The sequence below is a fragment of the Brevundimonas nasdae genome, assembly GCF_019395145.1.
GTDB lineage: Bacteria > Pseudomonadota > Alphaproteobacteria > Caulobacterales > Caulobacteraceae > Brevundimonas > Brevundimonas nasdae.
On the sequence record NZ_CP080034.1, the window covers coordinates 3,239,630 to 3,259,024 of the forward strand.

A 19,395-nucleotide genomic window follows, 5' to 3' on the forward strand; every position below is an offset into this window, starting at 1 on the left:
GGCGCGAATGAAGACCTACGCTGAGGCCCTGGAGCCCGACGCCCGATACCGGATCGTGATGACGGATGACCCGGTCCACGGCCTGCGCCCGTTGAGATTCCGCGACCACTACGACATGGTCGCGGATCTGCAGCTGCCTGCGGGCGCGCCGGACGTCGTGGTCAGGATCTACGCGCGCGCCCTGAACGCCTTGATCTACGGCTGGCTCGACTATGAACTGATGGTGGTCGCCGCCGGCCAGGCCCTGGCCAGTCTCGAGTTCGCGCTGAAGACCCGACTGGGCGCTGACGCCAGGAAGATGCCCGGCCTCGCAAGGCGTCTGGGCTATGCGGTTGATCGGAACATTTTATCGCCGCCGCAGAAAAGTCAGTGGGGCGACGATCATCAGTTGCTCGTCCATATTCGCAACGAGATCGCCCACGGAAGCGAGCACGTCTATCCGCCGAACCTTGTAGCGATCATATTCGATCGCTGTCGGGCCCTGATTTGTGAGCTCAACGACCTTCCGGCGCCGAACCTCAGGCAGCGATGACGGGGTCGTTCTTCAGGGCCTGGTGAGACCGATATGGACAAATTCGAGCTTCTGAGGACGTTCTGCGAAAGCGCGATCTCGCGACCGGAACAGAGCAGGCCGGGCGTCATTTCGTGGAGCGACCAGTCTCGGCTGCTCTGGCCGGAGGCGCAGTATTTCGCTCCGTGGCGCGATGTCGCCTATGCCTTGGCATCGGAACCCGCAGCCGACGCGGCGATTGAGGATCGCGTCCGCCTCAAGCGCTGGACGCGGGTTTCGCCGGAGGCCGGCCGGGTGCTGGGCTCTCGCCTGACGCAGGCGCTTTCAGTGATCCAGGTCAATGAAATCGCTGGCGAGCGTGCAGGAACGACCTTTCCGTCGGGACTGGACGACAAGGCGCTGACCGCGGCCCTGTTGATCTACTGGTGCTACGCGATGGAGCTGCCCTTGGCAGAGTGGGGCGGCGCGCCGGCAGGGCGCGCCTGACCCGCGAGCTTCGGAATTGGAAATCCCAGAGTTGAAGGCGAGCGGACGTCCGAATCTGGCGCACACTCGAGGCAGTTCGTACTGAACATCCGGGTTCCTCGATGACCGCATCCTTCTCTCTTGTCATGCCCGACCTCAGAGCGGTTTCCGACGAGGACCTTGAGTCCTTGCTGCCCCAGGCAGACGGCGCCTGGAGCCGGCAAACCAAGGCCCTGATGCTCAGCCTGGGCGCGCAGAAGCTCAATCTGAACAGCAACTGGGCCGAGGTCCGGCGTGACTGGGTCTGTGAGGCCTGTCAGCGCCGCAAGCTCGAGATCGCGCGGGCCAGCGATAACGGTGTCCTTCTGTGCCAGCTGGAATGGCATCACGACCACCTGCGCGACCACGCCAAAAAGATGCTTCGCCCGTTGGTGAACACGGAAGACCGGACCCCGGAAGCCCGGGACCTTCGGCGCGGCGTCGACGCCTGCAAGGACCTCACCATGCGGTTCTTCACAACGCTCATCTGCAACGACTGCAATACCGCCGAGGGGAAGGCCAAGAGCCGGCTGGGCGACCTGATCCCCAGCTATTTCAGCTTCTCGCCCCGCGAGATCATGCGCTTCATCCAGGTGAAGCCCAACCGGATGCATGGGATCGACGACGAGGCGGTCCGTGACGTCTGGAACGAGGTCGAGCGCGACGTGACGGACCGCCTCGCCTTTCTCGACATCCTTGCGGGGCGTCTGAATGCGGGAGGCCATCGCATCCATGGCAATCCACCGCAGTTCTGGAGCCCACACGTCCTGACGTCGATCGTGCCCCGCCTCGCATCGCAGCAGGGCCACGACGCAGAAAGCCTTTATCGGATACCCGGCATCGTTTCGGAACGCTCGGTGCGTCACGACGGCTTTGGAATTTCGCCCCGTCTCAAGCGGACCGCCTCGCGAAGACCGAGCCTCGAAGACCTCGCGGCCTTCAGGACCTCCCAAGGCGTCGAGACACCCTGGCGGCGGGTCGTCCCGGACTGGCGGTGCGAGGTCTGCCGGCGCGATCGGAGCGAGGCGCTCCGACTTTCGGGAAAGGGCAAATGGACGGGACGCCTGCATCGTCACATGGTTTTCACGGCCGAGCGCGATCCCCAGGCCTTGTTCTGGCGTGTCGGGGATGAGAGCTGGATGGGGGCGTTCCGATCCTATCGGGTCGTGTACATCTGTCAGGACTGCCGCCAGGTCGTGACCGACCTGCGATCGATCGACGCCTCGTATTCGGAGAATGCGCTGAGCGTCTCCGATCTTCGTGATCTCGTGACCGATATCGCGCCCAACCGAAAACACGACGTCGACATGCCCGCCGCGCGAGCGCGCGCAGATGAGAACTCTGAGTATCTGGGGCTGATCGACGACTACAACCGGCATCGGTCCCAGAGCATCAGCCTGACCATCGAACTGACCACCCTGACGGGGGAGTTCCGGATGGGCCAGGAGGAGGCGCTCATCGAACTGACGCCGCTCGCCTGGGCGCCTGGCTTTTCTGACGATCAACTCCGGGAACGACTCGACTGGCTGCTCCTGGAGGGGCGTCGGCTCAGGCGCGAAGACCTCGAACGTGACGCGGACCTTCTTCCAATGGAGCCCCGAGCCTGACGTGGGCGATTGACGGCGGACCGGTGGCTGAAACGCCGCCACGACAACAATAATAACATTAGATTGAATGGTAACATTGCCAGTGTTATCGTGCAGTCCAATGTTATCTAACTCGACATCTTTTGGGAGCCTGGGCCGTCTCTTCGACGATGCGGCGGCCTACGTCACGCAGCTGTTCGACATCCGATTGACGTTCAAGGAGGCCGACGTGGGGCTCCTGCCGTTCTTCCTGACGGATCGCTATCGTCTCGCCGAAACGAGCCTGTTCGGACGAAAGCTGCTCATTCTCGCCACGCCCGGCCAGGACGCGGAAACGCCGGCGACGATCGCCAAACATATCCAGACCGCCCGCTCGACATCGGACGCGTTCGTGGTCGTCTTCCTCACGGACGCCCTGAGCTCGGCCAACCGACAGCGTCTTATCCAGCAGGGCGTCAACTTCATCGTTCCCGGCAATCAGCTGTTCCTGCCCGAGCTCGGCGCCGATCTGCGCGAGTATTTCCGGTCAGAGGTCCGGCCGGCCGTGGAACAGTTGACGCCGGCCGCCCAGGTCGTGGTCCTGGCCTCGTTGCTTCGTGAGGACCTCGATGGCCAGACGCCCAAGTCCCTGGCCGAGCGGTTTCAATACTCCGCCATGAGCACCGGGCGAGTGGTCGATGAGCTGCAGCGGCATGACATCCTCAACATCGATGTTCGCGGGCGAGAGCGTCGCATCACTTTCAAGCAGGAGGGCGACGACCTCTGGCGGGCGGTCCGTGATTTGCTTCAGTCGCCCGTCCGTGCCCGTCGCCTGGTCAGGCCGTTTCCCGAGGCCCAGGCGCTGCCGCTGGCCGGGGAATCCGCTTTGTCGGAGTACACCCTCCTCGGTCCTCCCGTTCATGAAGCCCGGGCAGTCTCCGCACGTCAGTGGAAGGGGCTGGTCTACCAGCACGACCTTCAGCCGGCCGACGATCGGGACCCGGAAGCCATCCGCATCGAAACCTGGTCTTACGATCCCCGTCTGCTTTGCCATCACGGACCCGTCGTGGATCGCCTCTCCCTGTATCTGAGCCTGGAGGACCGTCATGACGAACGCCTCGATCAGGCCGTCGACACCCTCATGGAGCCCTTCGGATGGTCGTAGGCATTGATGTGTTCAAGGCGGCCTTCGCGGGCTTCGAGGACCAGTACACATTGATCGGCGGGGCGGCGGCCGAGATTCACATGACCGGCGCCGGTTTGCCGTTCCGGGCCACCAAGGATCTCGATCTGGTTCTCTGTCTCGAGGCCCTGAAGCCGGAGTTCGTCCGATCCTTCTGGGCCTTCATCGATGCCGGCGGCTACCAGACCCGTGAACGCAGCGACGGCGCGAGGGATTTCTTCCGGTTTACCCATCCCTCCGACAAGACCTATCCGGCGATGATCGAGCTGTTCTCGCGACTGCCCGATGTCATCACCGTGCCGGAGGGCGCGCGCCTCACGCCAATACCCCTTGACGGAACGGTCGAGAGCCTGTCGGCCATGCTGCTGGACGACGCCTATTACGCCTTGCTCAAGGACGGAACGACAGAGATGGACGGCGTCCCTGTCATCGACGTCCAGACCCTCATTCCCTTCAAGGCGTTCGCCTACAACAACCTGGCGCGCGACCGGGCGGACGGCCAGCCGGTCGATAGCCGGAATGTCACCAAGCATCGCAATGATGTGTTCAAGCTCCTTCAGCTGTTGGGGCCGACGGTGACCTTGGCGCTCCCGGACGGGATCGCCGCCGATCTGCGGGCCTTTGTCGAAGCGGTCGAGGCGGACAAAACCTTTGATCCGACCTGCCAGCGCGCCTGAGGGCCCCGCAGGTGAATGCCGTCCTTGCCGAGGTCGAGCATGACCCCGATCGAGAGCTGCATCTCCCTTCGCCCCGTGGAGGTTTCGAACGTGAGCATTGTTTCCGCACGCGAGCTGCTTGGGGTGTTGTCCTCGAACCGTAGGATGCGGAAATCCGTCAGCTTAAGCCCGCGCGCGTCGCGACGGGCTTCGTAGGCGAGCTTTCCGGCGCTCTTGCCGACGAGGTTGATCGATCGGCTCGACATCAGCATGAAGTTGCCGCTGCCCCAGCCGACCAGATAGTCGTGAAGCGCTTCCTCTGGCGAGCCGGGTTCGAGACTATCTGGCAGGCCGGGGAGGTCTCGGGCCGTCCAGGCGTCGAGCGCCTTTTTCTCCGCGTCTCGACGCGCCGCGCTTGATACGGCCTCGTCGATAATATCGCCAAATGACTGTGAGGCCTTGCGCTTCTGGACCGCGATCCGGTCCGGCTCGGCGGCCTTCTCTTGAGCCCAATCGACCAAGGCCTGGAACAGGTGCCAGGCCTTGGCGCAGGCGATCCGGTTCCCGTACCGGGGTATCGACCTGGTCCGAGTGCTTGGATGCCTTCGAAGGTCTCGATCAGATACCTCTGATGACCGTGCATAAGAGCAAGGGGCTTGAGTACGACACGATCGTCTTCATGGGTCTCGACGACCAAGCTTGGTGGGCGCACAAACCCGGCGACAAAGAGGGCCTCGCCGCGTTTTTCGTCGCTCTCTCCCGAGCGAAGCAGCGGGCCATCTTTGCGTTCTGCCAGCAACGTGGCCAACGATCAAAGGTAGCCGAGCTCTATGCGCTCCTAGGGCAGGCTGGCGTTCCGGAAATCGCCATCTAGACCCGACGCGCAGACGCCTAAACGACCGTTTGTGTCAGTTGCTCATAGCGTCCGAACCTCGGAGTCTGTGAGCATGCTGCGGTCTGGCGGTATTGTCAGACTGATTGCGGCCAAGTCTGTCGAAGCCGTTCGACCATGTCCGCGCGCCGGGCGGGCTCCAGGCGGTCGAGGTTTAACTGCTTCCAGCGCACGGCGGGGAGGTCGGCGGCGTCGGGCAGGCCAATGAGGTCCCAGTCAGGCGCGCCGGCTTTGAACCCGATCAGGAAGGTGCGGTGCGCCTCCGGCATGTCATCGACGATGGCGGTGATCAGGGCCGTGCGCGCGACGATGAGGTCGCCAAGGTCCACCGGGTCTTCGGTCATTCCATCGAACCCGCGCTCGAACTCCTGGGTCAGATCCTTGGGATTGGCGCGGAGCACCTCGGCCATGGGCCGGTGGTGGCTGGCCAAATAGATCACAAAGGCCTGTCGCAGTGCCGGCGTGATCCCCTCGTTGGCCAGAAGGTCGCGCACATCGAACAGGTCGCGGGGATGCTGGCGGTCCAGCGCCGCCATGATCTTTCCCGCATAGAGATCGGCGTGGGAGACCATCCGGGCCTCGGCATAGCCGAAGCGCTCTTCCACCGCTGCTGAAACCGGACGGACCTCGGGCTCGAACACCACGCCGCGCAGGACCGGCGTCACCTCCACCTTGATCACCGCGCCGTCCGCGCGGACGAGCAGCTTGTCGATCACGGGCTGGGCTCCACCCTTGCCGCGCACGACGACCGAGCCCGGCAGGGCGTGTTCGATGGCGTCAGCGATCCGCCTCAGCGCCGCGTCGATTGCGGCGAGCGATGTGTCCCGATCCTCGACCGGCAGATAGGTCAGGTCGATGTCCACCGACAGTCGCGGGAGATCGCGGACGAACAGATTGATCGCCGTGCCGCCCTTCAGGGCGAAGCAGGGTTCCTGGAACACGAGGGGAAGGGTTTGGACGAGGAGGCGGACCTGCCGGGCGTAGACGTCACTGACCGGCATCGAGCGACCTCGGCACGGTGATCTTGTAGGTCGGGTCCAGTCTGCCGCCTTTGGCGAGCACGCGGTTGCCGCTGCCCAGATCGATGGCGTCGCGGTCCAGGGCTTTAAGCCACGCATGACCGTGCCGGTCGGCGAAATAGAAGAACAGGCGTTTGACCTTCACGCTCACGCAATCCTCGAGCAGGCGCTGCAGCCGTCGCGGGCTGAGGGTGGCCAGGGCGCCCATCAGCTGATCCACTTGGTCGAAGCTCTCATGATCGGGGAGTTCGTCCAGAAGTTCGAGGATGGCGCGCTCGGGCGTCGACTGGCGCAAGGGCCATTGCCAGTGGCCCAGGGGGGTGTCCACCACTGCGGCGCGGGCCCAGTCCGCCAGGAGGCCGGTCTCGCTGGAGTCCTCGCCGAGCCGGGCGACCTCGAAGTATCGGGCGCTGCGGAACAGCTTCTGGGACGAATGATATTTGAACGCGACATCCAGAGGCAGGTCGGCGAGCCAGGTCGGCGGGGTCTCGTCGCCATAGAGATGAACTTCCTTGCGGGCGGCAGGAAGGTAGTGGGCATAGCCCTGCAACTCGAGCGCGGTGCGGCCTCCGATCACAATGGAATAGTCGAGGAGGGCCTGGAGCGAGAGAACGGCTGTCGGCCAGTCGAGGGTTCCGCGCGGACGGCGGTAGACCCGGCGCGCAGTCCGTTCCAGTCGCCCCGAAGCGACGTATTTCGCCCGCAGCGAGTTGGGGTAGCCGTTCTCATTCATCCAGCCGGAATCGACCAGGAGGCCTTCAGGGAGGATACGTTCGAGCTTGTTTAGCTTTCCCAGCATTTGAACACTCATAGTGTCCTAATATGAAAATTGTCAAACTAACCAGTTTGACACTCGGCACATTGCAGCACCGTGGGTGTCTTAGAAGCGTTCCCAGTCAAACTAGGCACCTTCCATCCGGAGCTTCGATGGGGCGCCTTTCCCTGATGCTGAGCCTGTTGGAGTGTAGGTCTTCGATCTTACCGATCACCGCCATGAGGATCGCGGCCAACATTTCCCGTCCATAGCTGGCGCCCCCTCCAGCTGACGTCGCGGCCGGAGGCGGTCAGGGTGAGTCGCGTGGCGCCTCGACGGACGGCTGAAACGGGGTGGAACGCCCCGCGCAAGGGTGAAATCGCGCCAGCGCAGCACAACTTGAAATATCAAGGTTTGTTACCCCGGTGTTACCCAGCAAGCAAAAGGGGCTAGCAGTTTCCTGCTAACCCCTTGAAAAATTGGTGGAGCTTAGCGGAGTCGAACCGCTGACCTCTTGCATGCCATGCCCGCCGCGCCCTTCTCCAAGGAAGACGGCGAGGTCGTGATCGACGCCGACGGCAAGCGGGTCGGCGCGTGACCGATCAGGCCTCGCCGCCCCGCCGCCTGTCCTTTCTGGATCGCTGGCTGACGCTGTGGATTTTCGCGGCCATGGCGCTGGGTGTCGCCCTGGGGTCGCTCGTTCCCGGACTGCCGGCCTGGATGGACAGTCTGTCGATCGGATCGACCAACATCCCGATCGCCATCGGCCTCATTCTGATGATGTATCCGCCGCTGGCGCGGGTGAAATACGAGGAACTGCATCGGGTCTTCGCCGACCGCCGCGTGCTCGCTCTGTCCCTGTTCCAGAACTGGGTTCTCGGGCCCGTGCTGATGTTCGGTCTGGCCGTCGTCTTCCTGCGCGACCAGCCGGAATATATGACCGGCGTGATCCTGATCGGCCTGGCGAGGTGCATCGCCATGGTGCTGGTCTGGAACCAGCTTGCGCGGGGCGACAGTCAGTATGTGGCCGGTCTGGTGGCCTTCAACTCGATCTTCCAGATCGTCTTCTTCAGCCTCTATGCCTGGCTGTTCCTGACGGTCCTGCCGCCGCTGTTCGGACTGGAAGGCAGCGTGATCCACGTCAGCGTCGGGACCATCGCCGGCGCGGTTCTGATCTACCTCGGTCTGCCGTTCCTCGGCGGCTTCCTGACTCGACGTATCTTCATCGCCAGGAAAGGCGCCGACTGGTTCGAGACCCGGTTCCTGCCCCGGATCGGGCCGATGACCCTGATCGCCCTGTTGTTCACCATCGTCGCCATGTTTAGCCTAAAGGGCGGCGAGGTCGTCGCCCTGCCGTTCGACGCCCTGCGGATCGCCGTGCCCCTGACGATCTACTTCCTCGTCATGTTCATCGTCAGCTTCGCGATGGGGCGCTGGATCGAGGCGGACTATCCGCGCACCACGGCCCTGGCCTTCACCGCCGCGTCCAACAATTTCGAACTGGCCATCGCCGTCGCCATCTCCGCCTTCGGTCTGGCCTCACCGGTCGCCTTCGCCGCTGTTATCGGGCCGCTGGTCGAGGTCCCGGTGCTGATCCTGCTAGTGTCCGTCGCCCTCTGGCTCGGCCGGCGATGGTTCCCCGCCCTCTAGCGCAGCCGGTCATTGCTGGTCGGCTGTTCTATTATCAAACGCCGGGGCCAAACACCTAGACAACGGCGCCGACCAATCCCCCGACGCCGGCGGTTATCGCCATCGCGAGGCTTCCCCAGAAAACGACTCGTGTCACAGAGTGGACGATACCGGCGCCGCCCGCCATCGCGCCCGCGATCCCCAGTGACGTGAGCGAGACCAAGGTGGCGACGACGACGGCGGGACGACAAGACCCAGGGGCGCGGCCACCACGGCGAGCAGGGGTAGCGCGGCTCCGACCGAGAACGTCACTGCCGATGCGAAGGCGGCCTGGAGCGGGCGCGCCGTTGTGATTTCCGATATGCCGAGTTCGTCACGCGCATGAGCGCCCAGGGCGTCCTTGTTCATCAATTGCTCGGCGACCTGCCGAGCCAGGTCCGGGGTCAGGCCGCGCGTTTCGTAGATGCCGGCCAGTTCCCTGACTTCAAACGGGTAGTCCTCGGTCAGCTCCTGCTTTTCGCGCGCAAGGTCGGCCTTCTCGGTGTCGGCCTGGGCGCTGACCGACACATATTCGCCAGCGGCCATCGACATGGCTCCTGACACCAGTCCGGCCACGCCCGCGACCAGGATCGCGTCCTTGCCTGATGATGCGGCGGCGACGCCGACGATCAGGCTGGCGGTCGAGACGATCCCGTCGTTGGCGCCCATGACTGCCGCCCGCAGCCATCCGACGCGCGAGGAGAAGTGGGTTTCGGCCTGGGGCTGTCGTCGGCTCATGTTTCTGTCCTTGGGCTGGCGGCGGCTTTCACCGCATCTGGAAGGATTCCTGGTGGAAGCGCGTGGCGGGCAATCCTCGCGCCATCATTGCCCTGCGGATGGCTTGTCCGAAAGGCGCAGGACCGCAGAACCAGATCCCGGCGTCCTTCCAGTCGGAGACCCGGTCTGCGAGGCGGTCGAGCGTGAGCAGGCCGTCTCGCGGCGTGACCAGAAGATGAAATCGGACGCCGGCCCGTTCCGCGAGCCGTCGGATCGTTTCGATGAAGGCTTCGTCCGGGGCGCTGGTGGAATAGACAAGATCCACTGCATCCGCTTCGGTCAAACCCAGGCGCTGGTCCGCCAGCGCCTGCAGGCGGGCGATGAAGGGCGTGATCCCGACGCCACCGGCGATCCAGACCTGGCGGCCCGGCGCATCGCGAAAATCGAAACGGCCGTAAGGACCCTCGACGGTCACGGCCTGGCCCACGAACAGATGGTCCGGCAGTCGCCGCGTATAGTCGCCCAGCCCTTTGATGCTGAACGTCAGTCGGCCGTCACGACGCCAGGCCGAGGCGATGGTGAAGGGGTGAGCGCCTTCGACGCCACCCAGATTGACGAAGGCGAACTGGCCGGCCCTATGTCCCGGCCAAGCCGTTTCGAGGCGGACCTCGACATCCAGGACGGCGTTCCCTTCATAGGGTGTCAGGTTCTCGATCCGTCCGACGGCCTTGCGGGAAACGCCGGTGCGTCGAACGAGCGCCGAGACGGCTGCGACGGCCCCGCCCAACATCAGCAACGCCAGCACCGGGCCGAGCGGTGCGGTCCAGTAGGATCGGTCGATCATGATGATCGCGTGGAACAGCAGCACGAGATAGATCGCCGGCATCAGCCTGTGGGTCTTCAGGAAGGCGCGGTAGGGAAACCGCTTCCACAAGGCCAGGGCCGCCAGCGCCAGCACCAGATAGAGACTCCATTCGGCCAGTTGCACCGCGATCCCCTCCAGGTCGCGGAAAGGATCGAAGCCGGCGGGAATGACGGGTTCGGCGGCAGCTGGCGGCCTTTGGGGACGCGCGATCCAGCCCCTTTGGGCGAGGGACCGCGGCACGACTTCCAGCAGCCAGTGGGTCACGGCGAAAGACAGCGCCGCGATCGCGAACCATTTGTGCAGGCGATAGAATTTGTCGAGGCCGCCCAGCATCCCCTCGATCCAGACCGGCCGCGACGCCAGGATCACGGTGATGGACATCGAACCGAGGGCCAGCACACCCGCGCCATAGATGAGTGTTTCACGCAATGTCCAGAAGCTCGCCGCAAGGGCGCCCGGCGCCAGGCTGACCAGCCACAAGCCGCCGATCGTCAGGAGAACGGCGGCGAAGAATAACGCCAACCTCTGGAAGTCCGTCGTGCGTCTCGACATCAATATCTCCGTTTCATCGTGCTGCCGGGCGCGGCCGGAACCTCCAGGATGGCGCGGAGTCCCCCTGACGGCGCCTTTTCGAGCCAGGCCCGGCCACCGTAGAGCGTGGCGAGGTCGCGGACGATGGCCAGCCCCAAGCCCGAACCCGGCGCGTGCTCGTCCAGCCGCTCGCCGATGTCGAACACGACATCCCAAGCCTCGGGGACCAGGCCGGGACCGTCGTCGTCGATGGTGACGCGCAGGATGTCGGGACGCGGCCGATCGAACGCGACCTCGACCGTTGTCGCGGCCCATTTGCCCGCGTTGTCGAGCAGGTTGGCCAGCATCTCGCTCAGGTCCTGGGCCTCGACGGCGGCCGAGGCGGGCGAGTAGGCGCGAAGCCTGTATTCGATGCCGCGCGGCCCGTGCAGGCGGCGCATGGCGCTGAGGATCGGGGTCAGCACAGCCTCGGCGTCGGCGACGGCGCCCGGCGTGCTGCGTGAGGCGGCCGCTCGCGCCCGCGCCATCTGATAGTCGATCTGGCGACGCATCCGTTCGCATTGCGTCAGGATGGTGTGCGCCGCCTCGGCCTGCCCCTGCGCGTTCAGCCGCGCGCCTTCGTCGGCCAGGATCGCCAGCGGCGTCTTCAGAGCATGAGCCAGATTGCCGGCCTGCGCCCGAGCGCGCCGGATCATCTCCGCATTGGCGTCGATCAGCGCATTCAGATCCTGGACCAGGGGGCGAACCTCGCTGGGGCTGTCGTCGGGCAGGCGAGCGGCGCGCCCAGAACGGACTGCCGCCAGGGCGCTTCGGATCTTGCCAAGCGGGCGCAGTCCGAACGAGATCTGCAGGAAGGCGGCTCCGACCAGTCCCAGGGCGATCATGCTGAGAGACAGAGCCAGGGTTCGGTTGAATTGGGACAGGACGTCGTCGAGTAATCTCTGGTCCGCACCGATGGCGATCCGCAGGCTTTCACCCGTTCCCGTCGGCGTCACCGTGCGTTCCAGCAGCCGCACCTCGCCGGTTGGGCCGGATATGAAGGACTGGCGCGATACGCCCGGACCCGGCGGCGGTCCGACCATGGGCAGGGCGGCCCCACCGAGCGACGACGACCGGGCCAGTTCCCCGCCCTTGCGTCGAATTTGCCAATAATAGCCCGATCCCGGAGGCTGGAAGCGAGGGTCGCTCAACCAACGTTGAAGATAGGGCGCGCCGTCTGGCGGAACGTGAACCAGCACCGCCAGTTCGTCGGCATGGCCTTTAAGCTCCGTGTCGAACTGGGCGGTCACATGCTCCCTGAAGATTTCCGACAAGACGAAGCCGCTCACAGCCACCCCGGCGAAAATCCAGATCACGGAGCCCAGCAACAGGCGAGCGCGGAAACTTCTCCAGAGGGTGCGCATTCCCTATCCGACCCTGTATCCGAGCCCGCGGATCGTGCGGATGCAGTCCTTGCCCAGCTTTTTTCGCAGGCGGCCGACATAGACTTCGATGGTATTGGACTCCCGGATGTCATCCAGGGCGTAGACATGGTCCATGAGTTCGGCCTGGGAGACGATCCGACCTTGGCGATGCATCAGATAGCCGAGGATGCGCAGCTCGCGCGCCGTCAGGTCCACGGGCCGGCCCTCCAGGGTCGCCGCGCCGCCGGTCACGTCCAGGCGGACGTCCTCGTGCACGAGGATGGGAGACGCATCGCCGGCGGAACGGCGCACCAGGGCTCTGAGACGCGCCACGACCTCGGCCGTCTGGAAAGGCTTGCCCAGATAGTCGTCGGCTCCGGCGTTCAGACCATCGACCCGCTCGGTCCAGGCGTCCCGCGCCGTCAGCACCAGGACAGGCATATTGCGCCGCTTCGCACGCCATCGCCGCAACACCTCAAGCCCTGGCAGGCGCGGCAGGCCCAGGTCCAGCACGACCGCGTCGAAGACCTGGGTCTCGCCCAGTTCGACGGCGGTCTCGCCGTCGGCGGCATGGTCCACGGCGAAGCCAGCCTCGCCGAGGCCCAGCTTCAGCCGGCGCGCCAGCTCTTCATCGTCCTCGACCAACAGAATTCGCATCACATCCGATTCCATGGCGACTCTACCCCGCTAGGCTGAATTCAACCTGACAGCCAGGAGGGGGCGGCGCCGGAAGGCCCGGACGAGATCCCTTTCAGCCTGGGTTCAGCCTGGTGTCAGGGGCGTTTCAGCACCGCTTGCGACAACCCCCCGACGCCGCAAGTCGCGGTGTGGAGGGGACCGACCATAGCCAGACCTATTCGCATCACACCCTTGCGCGTTACGGCCGTAGCCTTGTCCGCACTCGTCGTCGCCCTGGCCGCCGGCAAGGTGATGGGCGACCAGACCCTGGTCAGGCTGACGCCGGAACAGTCCCGGGCCATGAGCCTCAAAACCACCGTCGCCGTGGCCGCGACCGACACGCCCCTGGCCAGCCTGCCCGCCACGGTCACGCCGGCGCTGAACGGTCGGGTGGTCGCCGCCGTCCCCTTCGCGGCCGTGGTGGTGCGCGTGGACGTCCTGGAGGGCCAGGCGGTCGGCGCCGGCCAGCCCCTGGCGGTCCTGTTCAGCCAGGACGCGCTGAAGGTCTCGGCCGAGCTGGCCCAGGCCAACGCCGAGGTGCGGATGACCGAGGCGGCGGCGCGGCGCACCCGCACCCTGGCGAGCGAAGGTATTATCGCCGAAGCCCGGTCCGAAGAGGCGTCCACCCGCGCCGAACAGGCGCGCATTATGGCCAATGAACGGGGTCGACTGCTGGCCTCCGCGGGCGGCGCCGGTCGGCGTGCCGGCGAATATGTGCTGAAGGCTCCGATCGCGGGGCGGGTGTCGCAACTGAACCTGCAACCCGGAAGCGGCGTGGAGGCGATGGCGCCGGGCGCCGTCATCGACCGCGACGACCGCCTGTGGGTCGAGGCGCGGCTGCCGGCCGACATCGCCGGGCAGGTCGAGATCGGCTCAATCGTGGAGGTCGCGGGCGCGCGTGGCCGGGTCGTCGCCGTGGGGTCGGCCATCGACCCACGCACCCGTTCGGTCGTGATGCGGGCGGAACTGGCGAGCGGGGCCGATGTTGTCCCCGGCGAGGCGACGATGATCACGGTCACGCGACGCTCGAGCCCCGACGCGGTCGCCGTGCCGCGCGTCAGCCTCATCCAGATCAACGGTCGGGACACGGTGTTCGTTCGACGCGCCAACGGATATCTGCCGGTGGCGGTCACGGTCGAGGGGCGTTCGGACGCCCAGGCCGTCGTCACCGGCCTGAACCCGGGCGACGAGGTCGTGACCTCGGGCGTCAGCCAGCTCAAGACCGCCTCGGAAGGCTGAGCCCATGCTGTCCGCTATCGTCAGGGCGGCGCTGTCCCAGCGTCTGCTGGTCCTGGTCGCCGCCATCGCTCTGTTGCTGTTCGGGGTCAACGCCTATCGGCAGTTGCCGGTGGACGCCTTTCCCGACATCTCGCCGACCCAGGTCAAGATCATCCTCAAGGCGCCGGGCATGACCCCCGAGGAGGTCGAGAGCCAGGTCATCACGCCGCTGGAGATGGAGCTTCTGGGCATCCCCCGCCAGGCGATGCTGCGCTCGACCGCCAAATACGCCATCGCCGACATCACCCTGGATTTCGAGGCGGGAACCGACGTCTATTGGGCGCGTCAGCAGGCCGCCGAGCGGTTGAGCAACGCTCTGGCCAACCTGCCGCCCATCGTGACCGGCGGGCTGTCGCCGATCTCCACGCCTCTTTCCGACGTCTTCATGTTCACCCTCGAAGGGCCGGGCCTGTCGCTGGAGGAGCGCCGCACCCTGCTGGATTGGACCGTGCGGCCGGCGCTGAGGGGATTGCCGGGCGTCGCCGACGTCAATGTGCTGGGCGGCCGGGCCCGCGCCTTCGAGATCGCCCCCGACGCCGGCGCCCTGGCCGCCTCCGGCCTGACTTCGTCCGACTTGCGTCAGGCGATAGAGGCCGCCAACCGCAACGACGGCGCCGGCCGTCTGGTCGAGGGCGAGGAGGCGCTGGTGGTCCGCGTCGTCGGCGCGGCGACGACGCTCGACGACCTCAGACGGACGCCCGTGCCCCTGCCTGCCGGCGGAACGATCCCGCTTGGCTCCGTCGCCACGATCCAGACCGGCGCCCTGACCCGCTATGGCGCGGTCACGGCCGACGGCGCCGGCGAGACGGCGCAAGCCATCGTCATCGCCCTGAAGGGCGCCGACGCCAAGAGGGTGGTCGCGGCCGTCAAGGCCCGGTTGAACGAGGTCCAGGCCAGCCTGCCCAAGGGCGTGATCGTCCGCCCCTTCTACGACCGTTCCGAACTGATCGAAAAGGCGACCGGCACCGTGACCGAGGCGCTGATGGAAGCCACGGTGATCGTGCTGATACTGCTGCTGCTGTTCCTCGGCGAACTGCGAGCCGCCGTCGTGGTGGCGGTGATGCTGCCGTTCGCGGTGCTCGGAGCCTTCATCCTCATGCGGGTCTTCGGCCTGACCGCCAATTTGATGAGCCTGGGCGGCCTGGCCATCGCCATCGGCATGCTGGTGGACGCTTCGATCGTGGTGGTCGAGAACACCGTCGAGCGCCTCAACGCCTCCGCTGCATCGGGCCGCAAGACCTCGCGCCTGCTCGAAATCTACGAAGCCTGCCGCGAAGTCGCCACCCCCGTGGTCTCGGGCGTCGTCATCATCTGCCTGGTGTTCACGCCGCTGCTCACCCTTCAGGGACTGGAGGGCAAGATGTTCGCCCCCGTGGCCCTGACCATCGTCTTCGGCCTGGCCTCGTCGCTGATCCTGTCCTTCACCCTGGTGCCCGTGCTGTCGTCCCTGCTGCTCAAGCCGACGGCGCATCAGGAGTCCTGGCTGATGCGCCGGATCGGCCCTGCCTACGGGCGGCTGCTGGACTGGGCGCTGAGACGGCCCGCGCCGGTGGTCATCGCCGCCCTGGTCGGCTTCGGAGCCGCCGCCGGAGGCTACGTCCTGGTCGGCAAGAGCTTCATGCCCACGATGGACGAGGGCACGATCATCATGCAGCTGTTCAAGGCCCCGTCGATCAATCTCGACATCAGCGCGCAGCAGGATCTGGCCATGCAGCGCGCCATCCTGGCGCGGGTTCCGGAGGTGGAGCGGATCGTCGCCCGTGTCGGCTCCGACGAGATCGGGTTGGATCCGATGGGGCTGAACGAGACCGACAGCTTCCTGGTGCTCAAGCCCAAGAAGACATGGCGGCGGCAGGATAACGCCTGGCTGGCCGAGGAATTACGCAAGGTCACAGCCGACTTTCCCGGCATCCAAACCTCCTTCACCCAACCGATCGAGATGCGGATATCCGAGATGCTGACCGGCAGCCGGGGCGATCTCGCGGTCAAGGTGTTCGGACCGGATCTGGCGACCCTGGGCGATCTGGCCCGCGAGATCGAAACGGTCCTGAAGGCGACCCCGGGCGCCTCCGATGTCTACACCGTCGCCGGCGACAGCATGGCCTATCTCCAGCTCGATCTGGACAGGACGGCCGCCGGGCGCGCCGGCCTGTCGATCGCCGAGGTCCAAGATGAACTGCGCGCTCGTATCGACGGCTCGCCCGCGGGCTATGTGTTCGAGCCGGGCCGGCGCACGCCGGTGATCTTGCGTGGTCCCGAGACCCTGCGCGAACAGTCTGAACAGCTTGGACAGTCCGAACTGGCCACGCCCGGCGGCGGCCTGGTGCGGGTGTCGGACCTGGCTCGGGTCTCGCACGTCGACGGCCCGGTCAAGATCGATCGCGAAAAGGCCAGCCGATTCGCCGTGGTCCAGGCCTATGTCACCGGCCGGGACCTGGTCGGCTTCGTCGAGGAGGCCCAGGCGAGCGTGGCCGCCAAGGTGCGCCTGCCACAGGGCTACAGCATCACCTGGGGAGGCCAGTTCGAGAACCAGCAGAGGGCCGCCGCGCGGCTGTCGCTGGTCATTCCCCTGGCCTTGGGGATGATCCTGCTGGTGCTGTTCGTGACGTTGAAATCGTTGCGCCAGTCGGTGCTGATCCTGGCCAACATCCCCTTCGCCATGATCGGCGGTGTGCTGGCCCTATGGGCCTCGGGTGAATATCTCTCGGTGCCGGCCTCGGTGGGATTCATCGCCCTGCTCGGCATCGCGGTGCTGAATGGTCTGGTGCTGGTCTCGCACTTCAACGACCTGATTCAGCAGGGGCTCGACATATCCACGGCCGTGGTCGAAGGCGCGCGCCGGCGTCTGCGGCCCGTGTTGATGACCGCCAGCATCACGGCCCTGGGTCTGACGCCGCTGTTGCTGGCCAGCGGCCCCGGCTCGGAGATCCAGCGTCCTCTGGCCATCGTCGTGGTCGGCGGCCTGATCACCTCGACCCTGCTGACGCTGGTCCTCCTTCCCATCCTCTACCGGCGCTTTGGGCTCGAACGCGGCGCCGCCGCCCTGGAGACGGCTGCATGACGCGGGTCGCTATTCTGCTGGCCTCGGCCAGCCTCATCGTCGCCGTTCCTGCCTGGGGCGCGGAACCCGAAATCGGTCCTGGCGTGACCCGACCCGCCTTCCTCCCGCCGGACATCCTGATCCTCGACGCGCTCGACGCTTCGCCGACGGTCAATGAGGCCCAGGCCAATCTCAGCGGCGCACAGGCTGCATCGCGCCAGCTCGCGGCCGGCGATCATGAGACGGTCGTCTCGGCGACGCTTGACGAACGGGACGTGCGGACGGACGGCCGCTTCACCGAATGGTCATTGCAACTGACCCGGGGCCTGCGCCTGCCGGGCAAGGCGGCGCTGGACCGGGCGGCCGGCGCCGTCGGCGTCCGGGCCGCCAGCGACGGGATCGAGGACGCCCGCCACCAGACCTCGCTGATCTTCGCCGAATACTGGGTCGTGTGGCTGGCGGCGGTCGAGCGGCGCGTCATCGACGAGGCCGAACTGACGACCTATGCGCGCGACGTTCAGGCGCTCTCACGGCGCGTCGACCTGAAGGACGCCGCCCTCGTGGACCTCGAACAGGCCCGCGCGGCCCAGGCCCGGGCCGCAGCCGCCCTGGCCGTTTCCGAAGGCGAGCAATCGAACGCCAGGGCCATGCTCGAAGGCCTGTTCCCCAATCTGGCAGGCGTCGCGCCCGGTGAACTGACGCCGCCGATCGAACCGTCGCGGCCCTATGACCTGTGGGCCGATATTATCATCCAACGCAGCCACGAACTGACGATGGCGCGCGCCCTGGCCGATCAACAGCATCTTTTCGCCCGCCGCTCCGCGCGAGACCGTACGCCCGATCCCAGTGTCGGAGTTCGCCTGTTCAACGAACGCGGCGGCGACGAGACCGGCGTCGGTCTGGTCTTCAGCATGCCGTTCAGCGGCGCAAGGCGCAGCGCCACTGCCGACCGTCAAGCGGCCGAGGCCTCGGCGGCGGAAGCGCGCTTCGCCATGACCGCCCGCGAGGTCCGCTCCAACGCCCAGCGGGATGTGATCTCGGCCGCCGGTTCGCTGCGGGCCTGGCGGGACTCGGAGGCCGCGCGCGCCGCCGCCGAGCAATCCGCCCAGCGGATCACACGCGGCTATGATCTGGGCGAATTCGACCTGGCGGATCGCCTGCTGGCCGAACGCCAGGCCTTCGAGATGCGCCGGCTTGAGCTGGAGGCGCGGGCGCGGGCGCATCTCGCCCTGCTCAAGATGGCGCTCGACGCGCACGAGTTCTGGCTCGCCGAAGATGAGTGAGATCAAGCCGGATTCCCGAGAGCCGGCTTCCAAAGGGACTGTCGTCGACTGCGCGCCCGAAACGCCGAACCTTCGTACAGTTCAGCTCATACGCAAGGTCGCCATTCTGCTCGCCCTACTCCTGCTGGTGGTCTTGGCGGCCGTTAGTCGATCCTCCGACGACATGGACGGTAACAGGCATGAAACCATAGAGACCATCGGACGGGTCGCCATCATCATCGCCATCTTCGGACGCGCCTGGTGCTCGCTCTACATCGGCGGACGCAAGAAGGCCGAAATCGTCGACCGGGGACCCTATTCGATCAGCCGCAATCCGCTCTATGTCTTCAGCTTTCTTGGGGCTTTCGGCGTCGGGGCTCAGAGCGGAACCCTGACTATCGCCACCCTGTTCGTTCTCGCGGCGGTATTGGTGTTCCACTTCACCGTGCGGCGTGAGGAAATTTGGCTGGATAAGGAATTCGGCGAAACCTACCGGCAATACTGTGCACGGACGCCGCGATTCTGGCCAAATTTCACACGGTGGAGCGACGTCGAAGAACTGACAATCCGCCCGAAATTCTTCCTTTTGACGATTCGCGACGGGCTCGTGTTCCTGCTCGCCATTCCAGTATTCGAGATGATCGATTTTGCCCAGATTCTCGGGGTTCTGAATGTCTTTATGAGGCTGCCTTGAAGCGGTCCGGGTGTTTGGTTCCGGAGATTGGCGGCTCGGTTTGATCCTGAATCGTTCGGGTTCCTTTGTCCATGATTTGCAGATGAACTTGAAGGACGGGAGACCGTTCAGGGTCTTGAGGCGTCGGCCGTAGGTTAGGCGTCGATGAAGACGTGGAGGTGGGCATCGAGTTGCT

Annotated in this window: 16 protein-coding genes and 1 pseudogene; 11 read left to right on the forward strand and 6 right to left on the reverse strand. The window is 65.7% G+C overall.

What is annotated here, in order from left to right; all coding sequences use genetic code 11:
• Positions 1 to 7 precede the first annotated feature (7 nt).
• The 6 genes from KWG56_RS15800 to KWG56_RS15825 all read left to right on the forward strand — a co-directional run bounded on the left by KWG56_RS15800 (position 8) and on the right by KWG56_RS15825 (position 5,293).
• Complete coding sequence (locus tag KWG56_RS15800; RefSeq protein WP_219352863.1) at positions 8 to 532, forward strand: hypothetical protein; 525 nt, start codon at positions 8 to 10, stop codon at positions 530 to 532.
• A 33-nt stretch (positions 533 to 565) separates the two neighbouring features.
• Entirely contained in the window at positions 566 to 997 is a 432-nt protein-coding gene (locus KWG56_RS15805) for a hypothetical protein (protein ID WP_219352864.1), read from the forward strand.
• Between the two features lie 101 nt (positions 998 to 1,098).
• Positions 1,099 to 2,622 carry a hypothetical protein gene (locus KWG56_RS15810; RefSeq protein WP_219352865.1) on the forward strand — a complete coding sequence of 508 codons (1,524 nt, stop codon included), beginning with the start codon at positions 1,099 to 1,101 and terminating at the stop codon, positions 2,620 to 2,622.
• Between the two features lie 100 nt (positions 2,623 to 2,722).
• Positions 2,723 to 3,745: a hypothetical protein gene (locus KWG56_RS15815; protein WP_219352866.1), complete on the forward strand. Its 1,023-nt coding sequence runs from the start codon at positions 2,723 to 2,725 to the stop codon at positions 3,743 to 3,745.
• A complete protein-coding gene (locus KWG56_RS15820; RefSeq protein ID WP_219352867.1) occupies positions 3,736 to 4,440 on the forward strand; it encodes a hypothetical protein in 705 nt (234 codons plus the stop codon). Before KWG56_RS15815 ends, KWG56_RS15820 begins: the two co-directional genes overlap by 10 nt.
• 574 nt (positions 4,441 to 5,014) lie before the next feature.
• Positions 5,015 to 5,293, forward strand: a complete 279-nt coding sequence (locus KWG56_RS15825) for a 3'-5' exonuclease (protein ID WP_244999540.1) — start codon at positions 5,015 to 5,017, stop codon at positions 5,291 to 5,293.
• A gap of 95 nt (positions 5,294 to 5,388) precedes the next feature.
• On the opposite strand, the gene KWG56_RS15830 is transcribed toward KWG56_RS15825, so the two are convergent.
• Positions 5,389 to 6,312, reverse strand: a complete 924-nt coding sequence (locus tag KWG56_RS15830) for a nucleotidyl transferase AbiEii/AbiGii toxin family protein (RefSeq protein ID WP_201099713.1) — start codon at positions 6,310 to 6,312, stop codon at positions 5,389 to 5,391.
• A complete protein-coding gene (locus tag KWG56_RS15835; RefSeq protein WP_219352868.1) occupies positions 6,299 to 7,129 on the reverse strand; it encodes a type IV toxin-antitoxin system AbiEi family antitoxin domain-containing protein in 831 nt (276 codons plus the stop codon). The genes KWG56_RS15830 and KWG56_RS15835 overlap by 14 nt, the downstream gene beginning before the upstream one ends.
• A gap of 549 nt (positions 7,130 to 7,678) precedes the next feature.
• Here KWG56_RS15835 and arsB point away from each other — a divergent pair.
• Entirely contained in the window at positions 7,679 to 8,734 is a 1,056-nt protein-coding gene (gene arsB / locus KWG56_RS15840) for an ACR3 family arsenite efflux transporter (RefSeq protein WP_201099711.1), read from the forward strand.
• Between the two features lie 55 nt (positions 8,735 to 8,789).
• Here arsB and KWG56_RS15845 read toward each other — a convergent pair.
• The 4 genes and pseudogenes from KWG56_RS15845 to KWG56_RS15860 all read right to left on the reverse strand — a co-directional run bounded on the left by KWG56_RS15845 (position 8,790) and on the right by KWG56_RS15860 (position 12,925).
• Positions 8,790 to 9,490: pseudogene (locus KWG56_RS15845) on the reverse strand (VIT1/CCC1 transporter family protein).
• A gap of 28 nt (positions 9,491 to 9,518) precedes the next feature.
• Positions 9,519 to 10,886, reverse strand: coding sequence for a ferredoxin reductase family protein (locus tag KWG56_RS15850; protein WP_219352869.1), 1,368 nt, complete (start codon positions 10,884 to 10,886; stop codon positions 9,519 to 9,521).
• Positions 10,886 to 12,268, reverse strand: a complete 1,383-nt coding sequence (locus KWG56_RS15855) for a sensor histidine kinase (RefSeq protein WP_219352870.1) — start codon at positions 12,266 to 12,268, stop codon at positions 10,886 to 10,888. The genes KWG56_RS15850 and KWG56_RS15855 overlap by 1 nt, the downstream gene beginning before the upstream one ends.
• A gap of 3 nt (positions 12,269 to 12,271) precedes the next feature.
• Positions 12,272 to 12,925, reverse strand: a complete 654-nt coding sequence (locus KWG56_RS15860) for a response regulator transcription factor (RefSeq protein WP_201099707.1) — start codon at positions 12,923 to 12,925, stop codon at positions 12,272 to 12,274.
• 234 nt (positions 12,926 to 13,159) lie between these two features.
• On the opposite strand from KWG56_RS15860, the gene KWG56_RS15865 reads away from it, so the two are divergent.
• The 4 genes from KWG56_RS15865 to KWG56_RS15880 are packed head-to-tail and all read left to right on the forward strand — an operon-like array spanning position 13,160 to position 19,220.
• Entirely contained in the window at positions 13,160 to 14,185 is a 1,026-nt protein-coding gene (locus KWG56_RS15865) for an efflux RND transporter periplasmic adaptor subunit (RefSeq protein ID WP_219352871.1), read from the forward strand.
• 4 nt (positions 14,186 to 14,189) lie between these two features.
• Positions 14,190 to 17,285, forward strand: a complete 3,096-nt coding sequence (locus KWG56_RS15870) for an efflux RND transporter permease subunit (RefSeq protein WP_219352872.1) — start codon at positions 14,190 to 14,192, stop codon at positions 17,283 to 17,285.
• On the forward strand, positions 17,282 to 18,547 hold the full coding sequence (locus tag KWG56_RS15875) for a TolC family protein (protein WP_201099704.1): 1,266 nt from the start codon (positions 17,282 to 17,284) through the stop codon (positions 18,545 to 18,547). The genes KWG56_RS15870 and KWG56_RS15875 overlap by 4 nt, the downstream gene beginning before the upstream one ends.
• Positions 18,540 to 19,220 (forward strand): methyltransferase family protein, encoded by a 681-nt coding sequence (locus KWG56_RS15880; protein WP_219352873.1) that lies wholly within the window; start codon positions 18,540 to 18,542, stop codon positions 19,218 to 19,220. Before KWG56_RS15875 ends, KWG56_RS15880 begins: the two co-directional genes overlap by 8 nt.
• Positions 19,221 to 19,395: the final 175 nt, after the last annotated feature.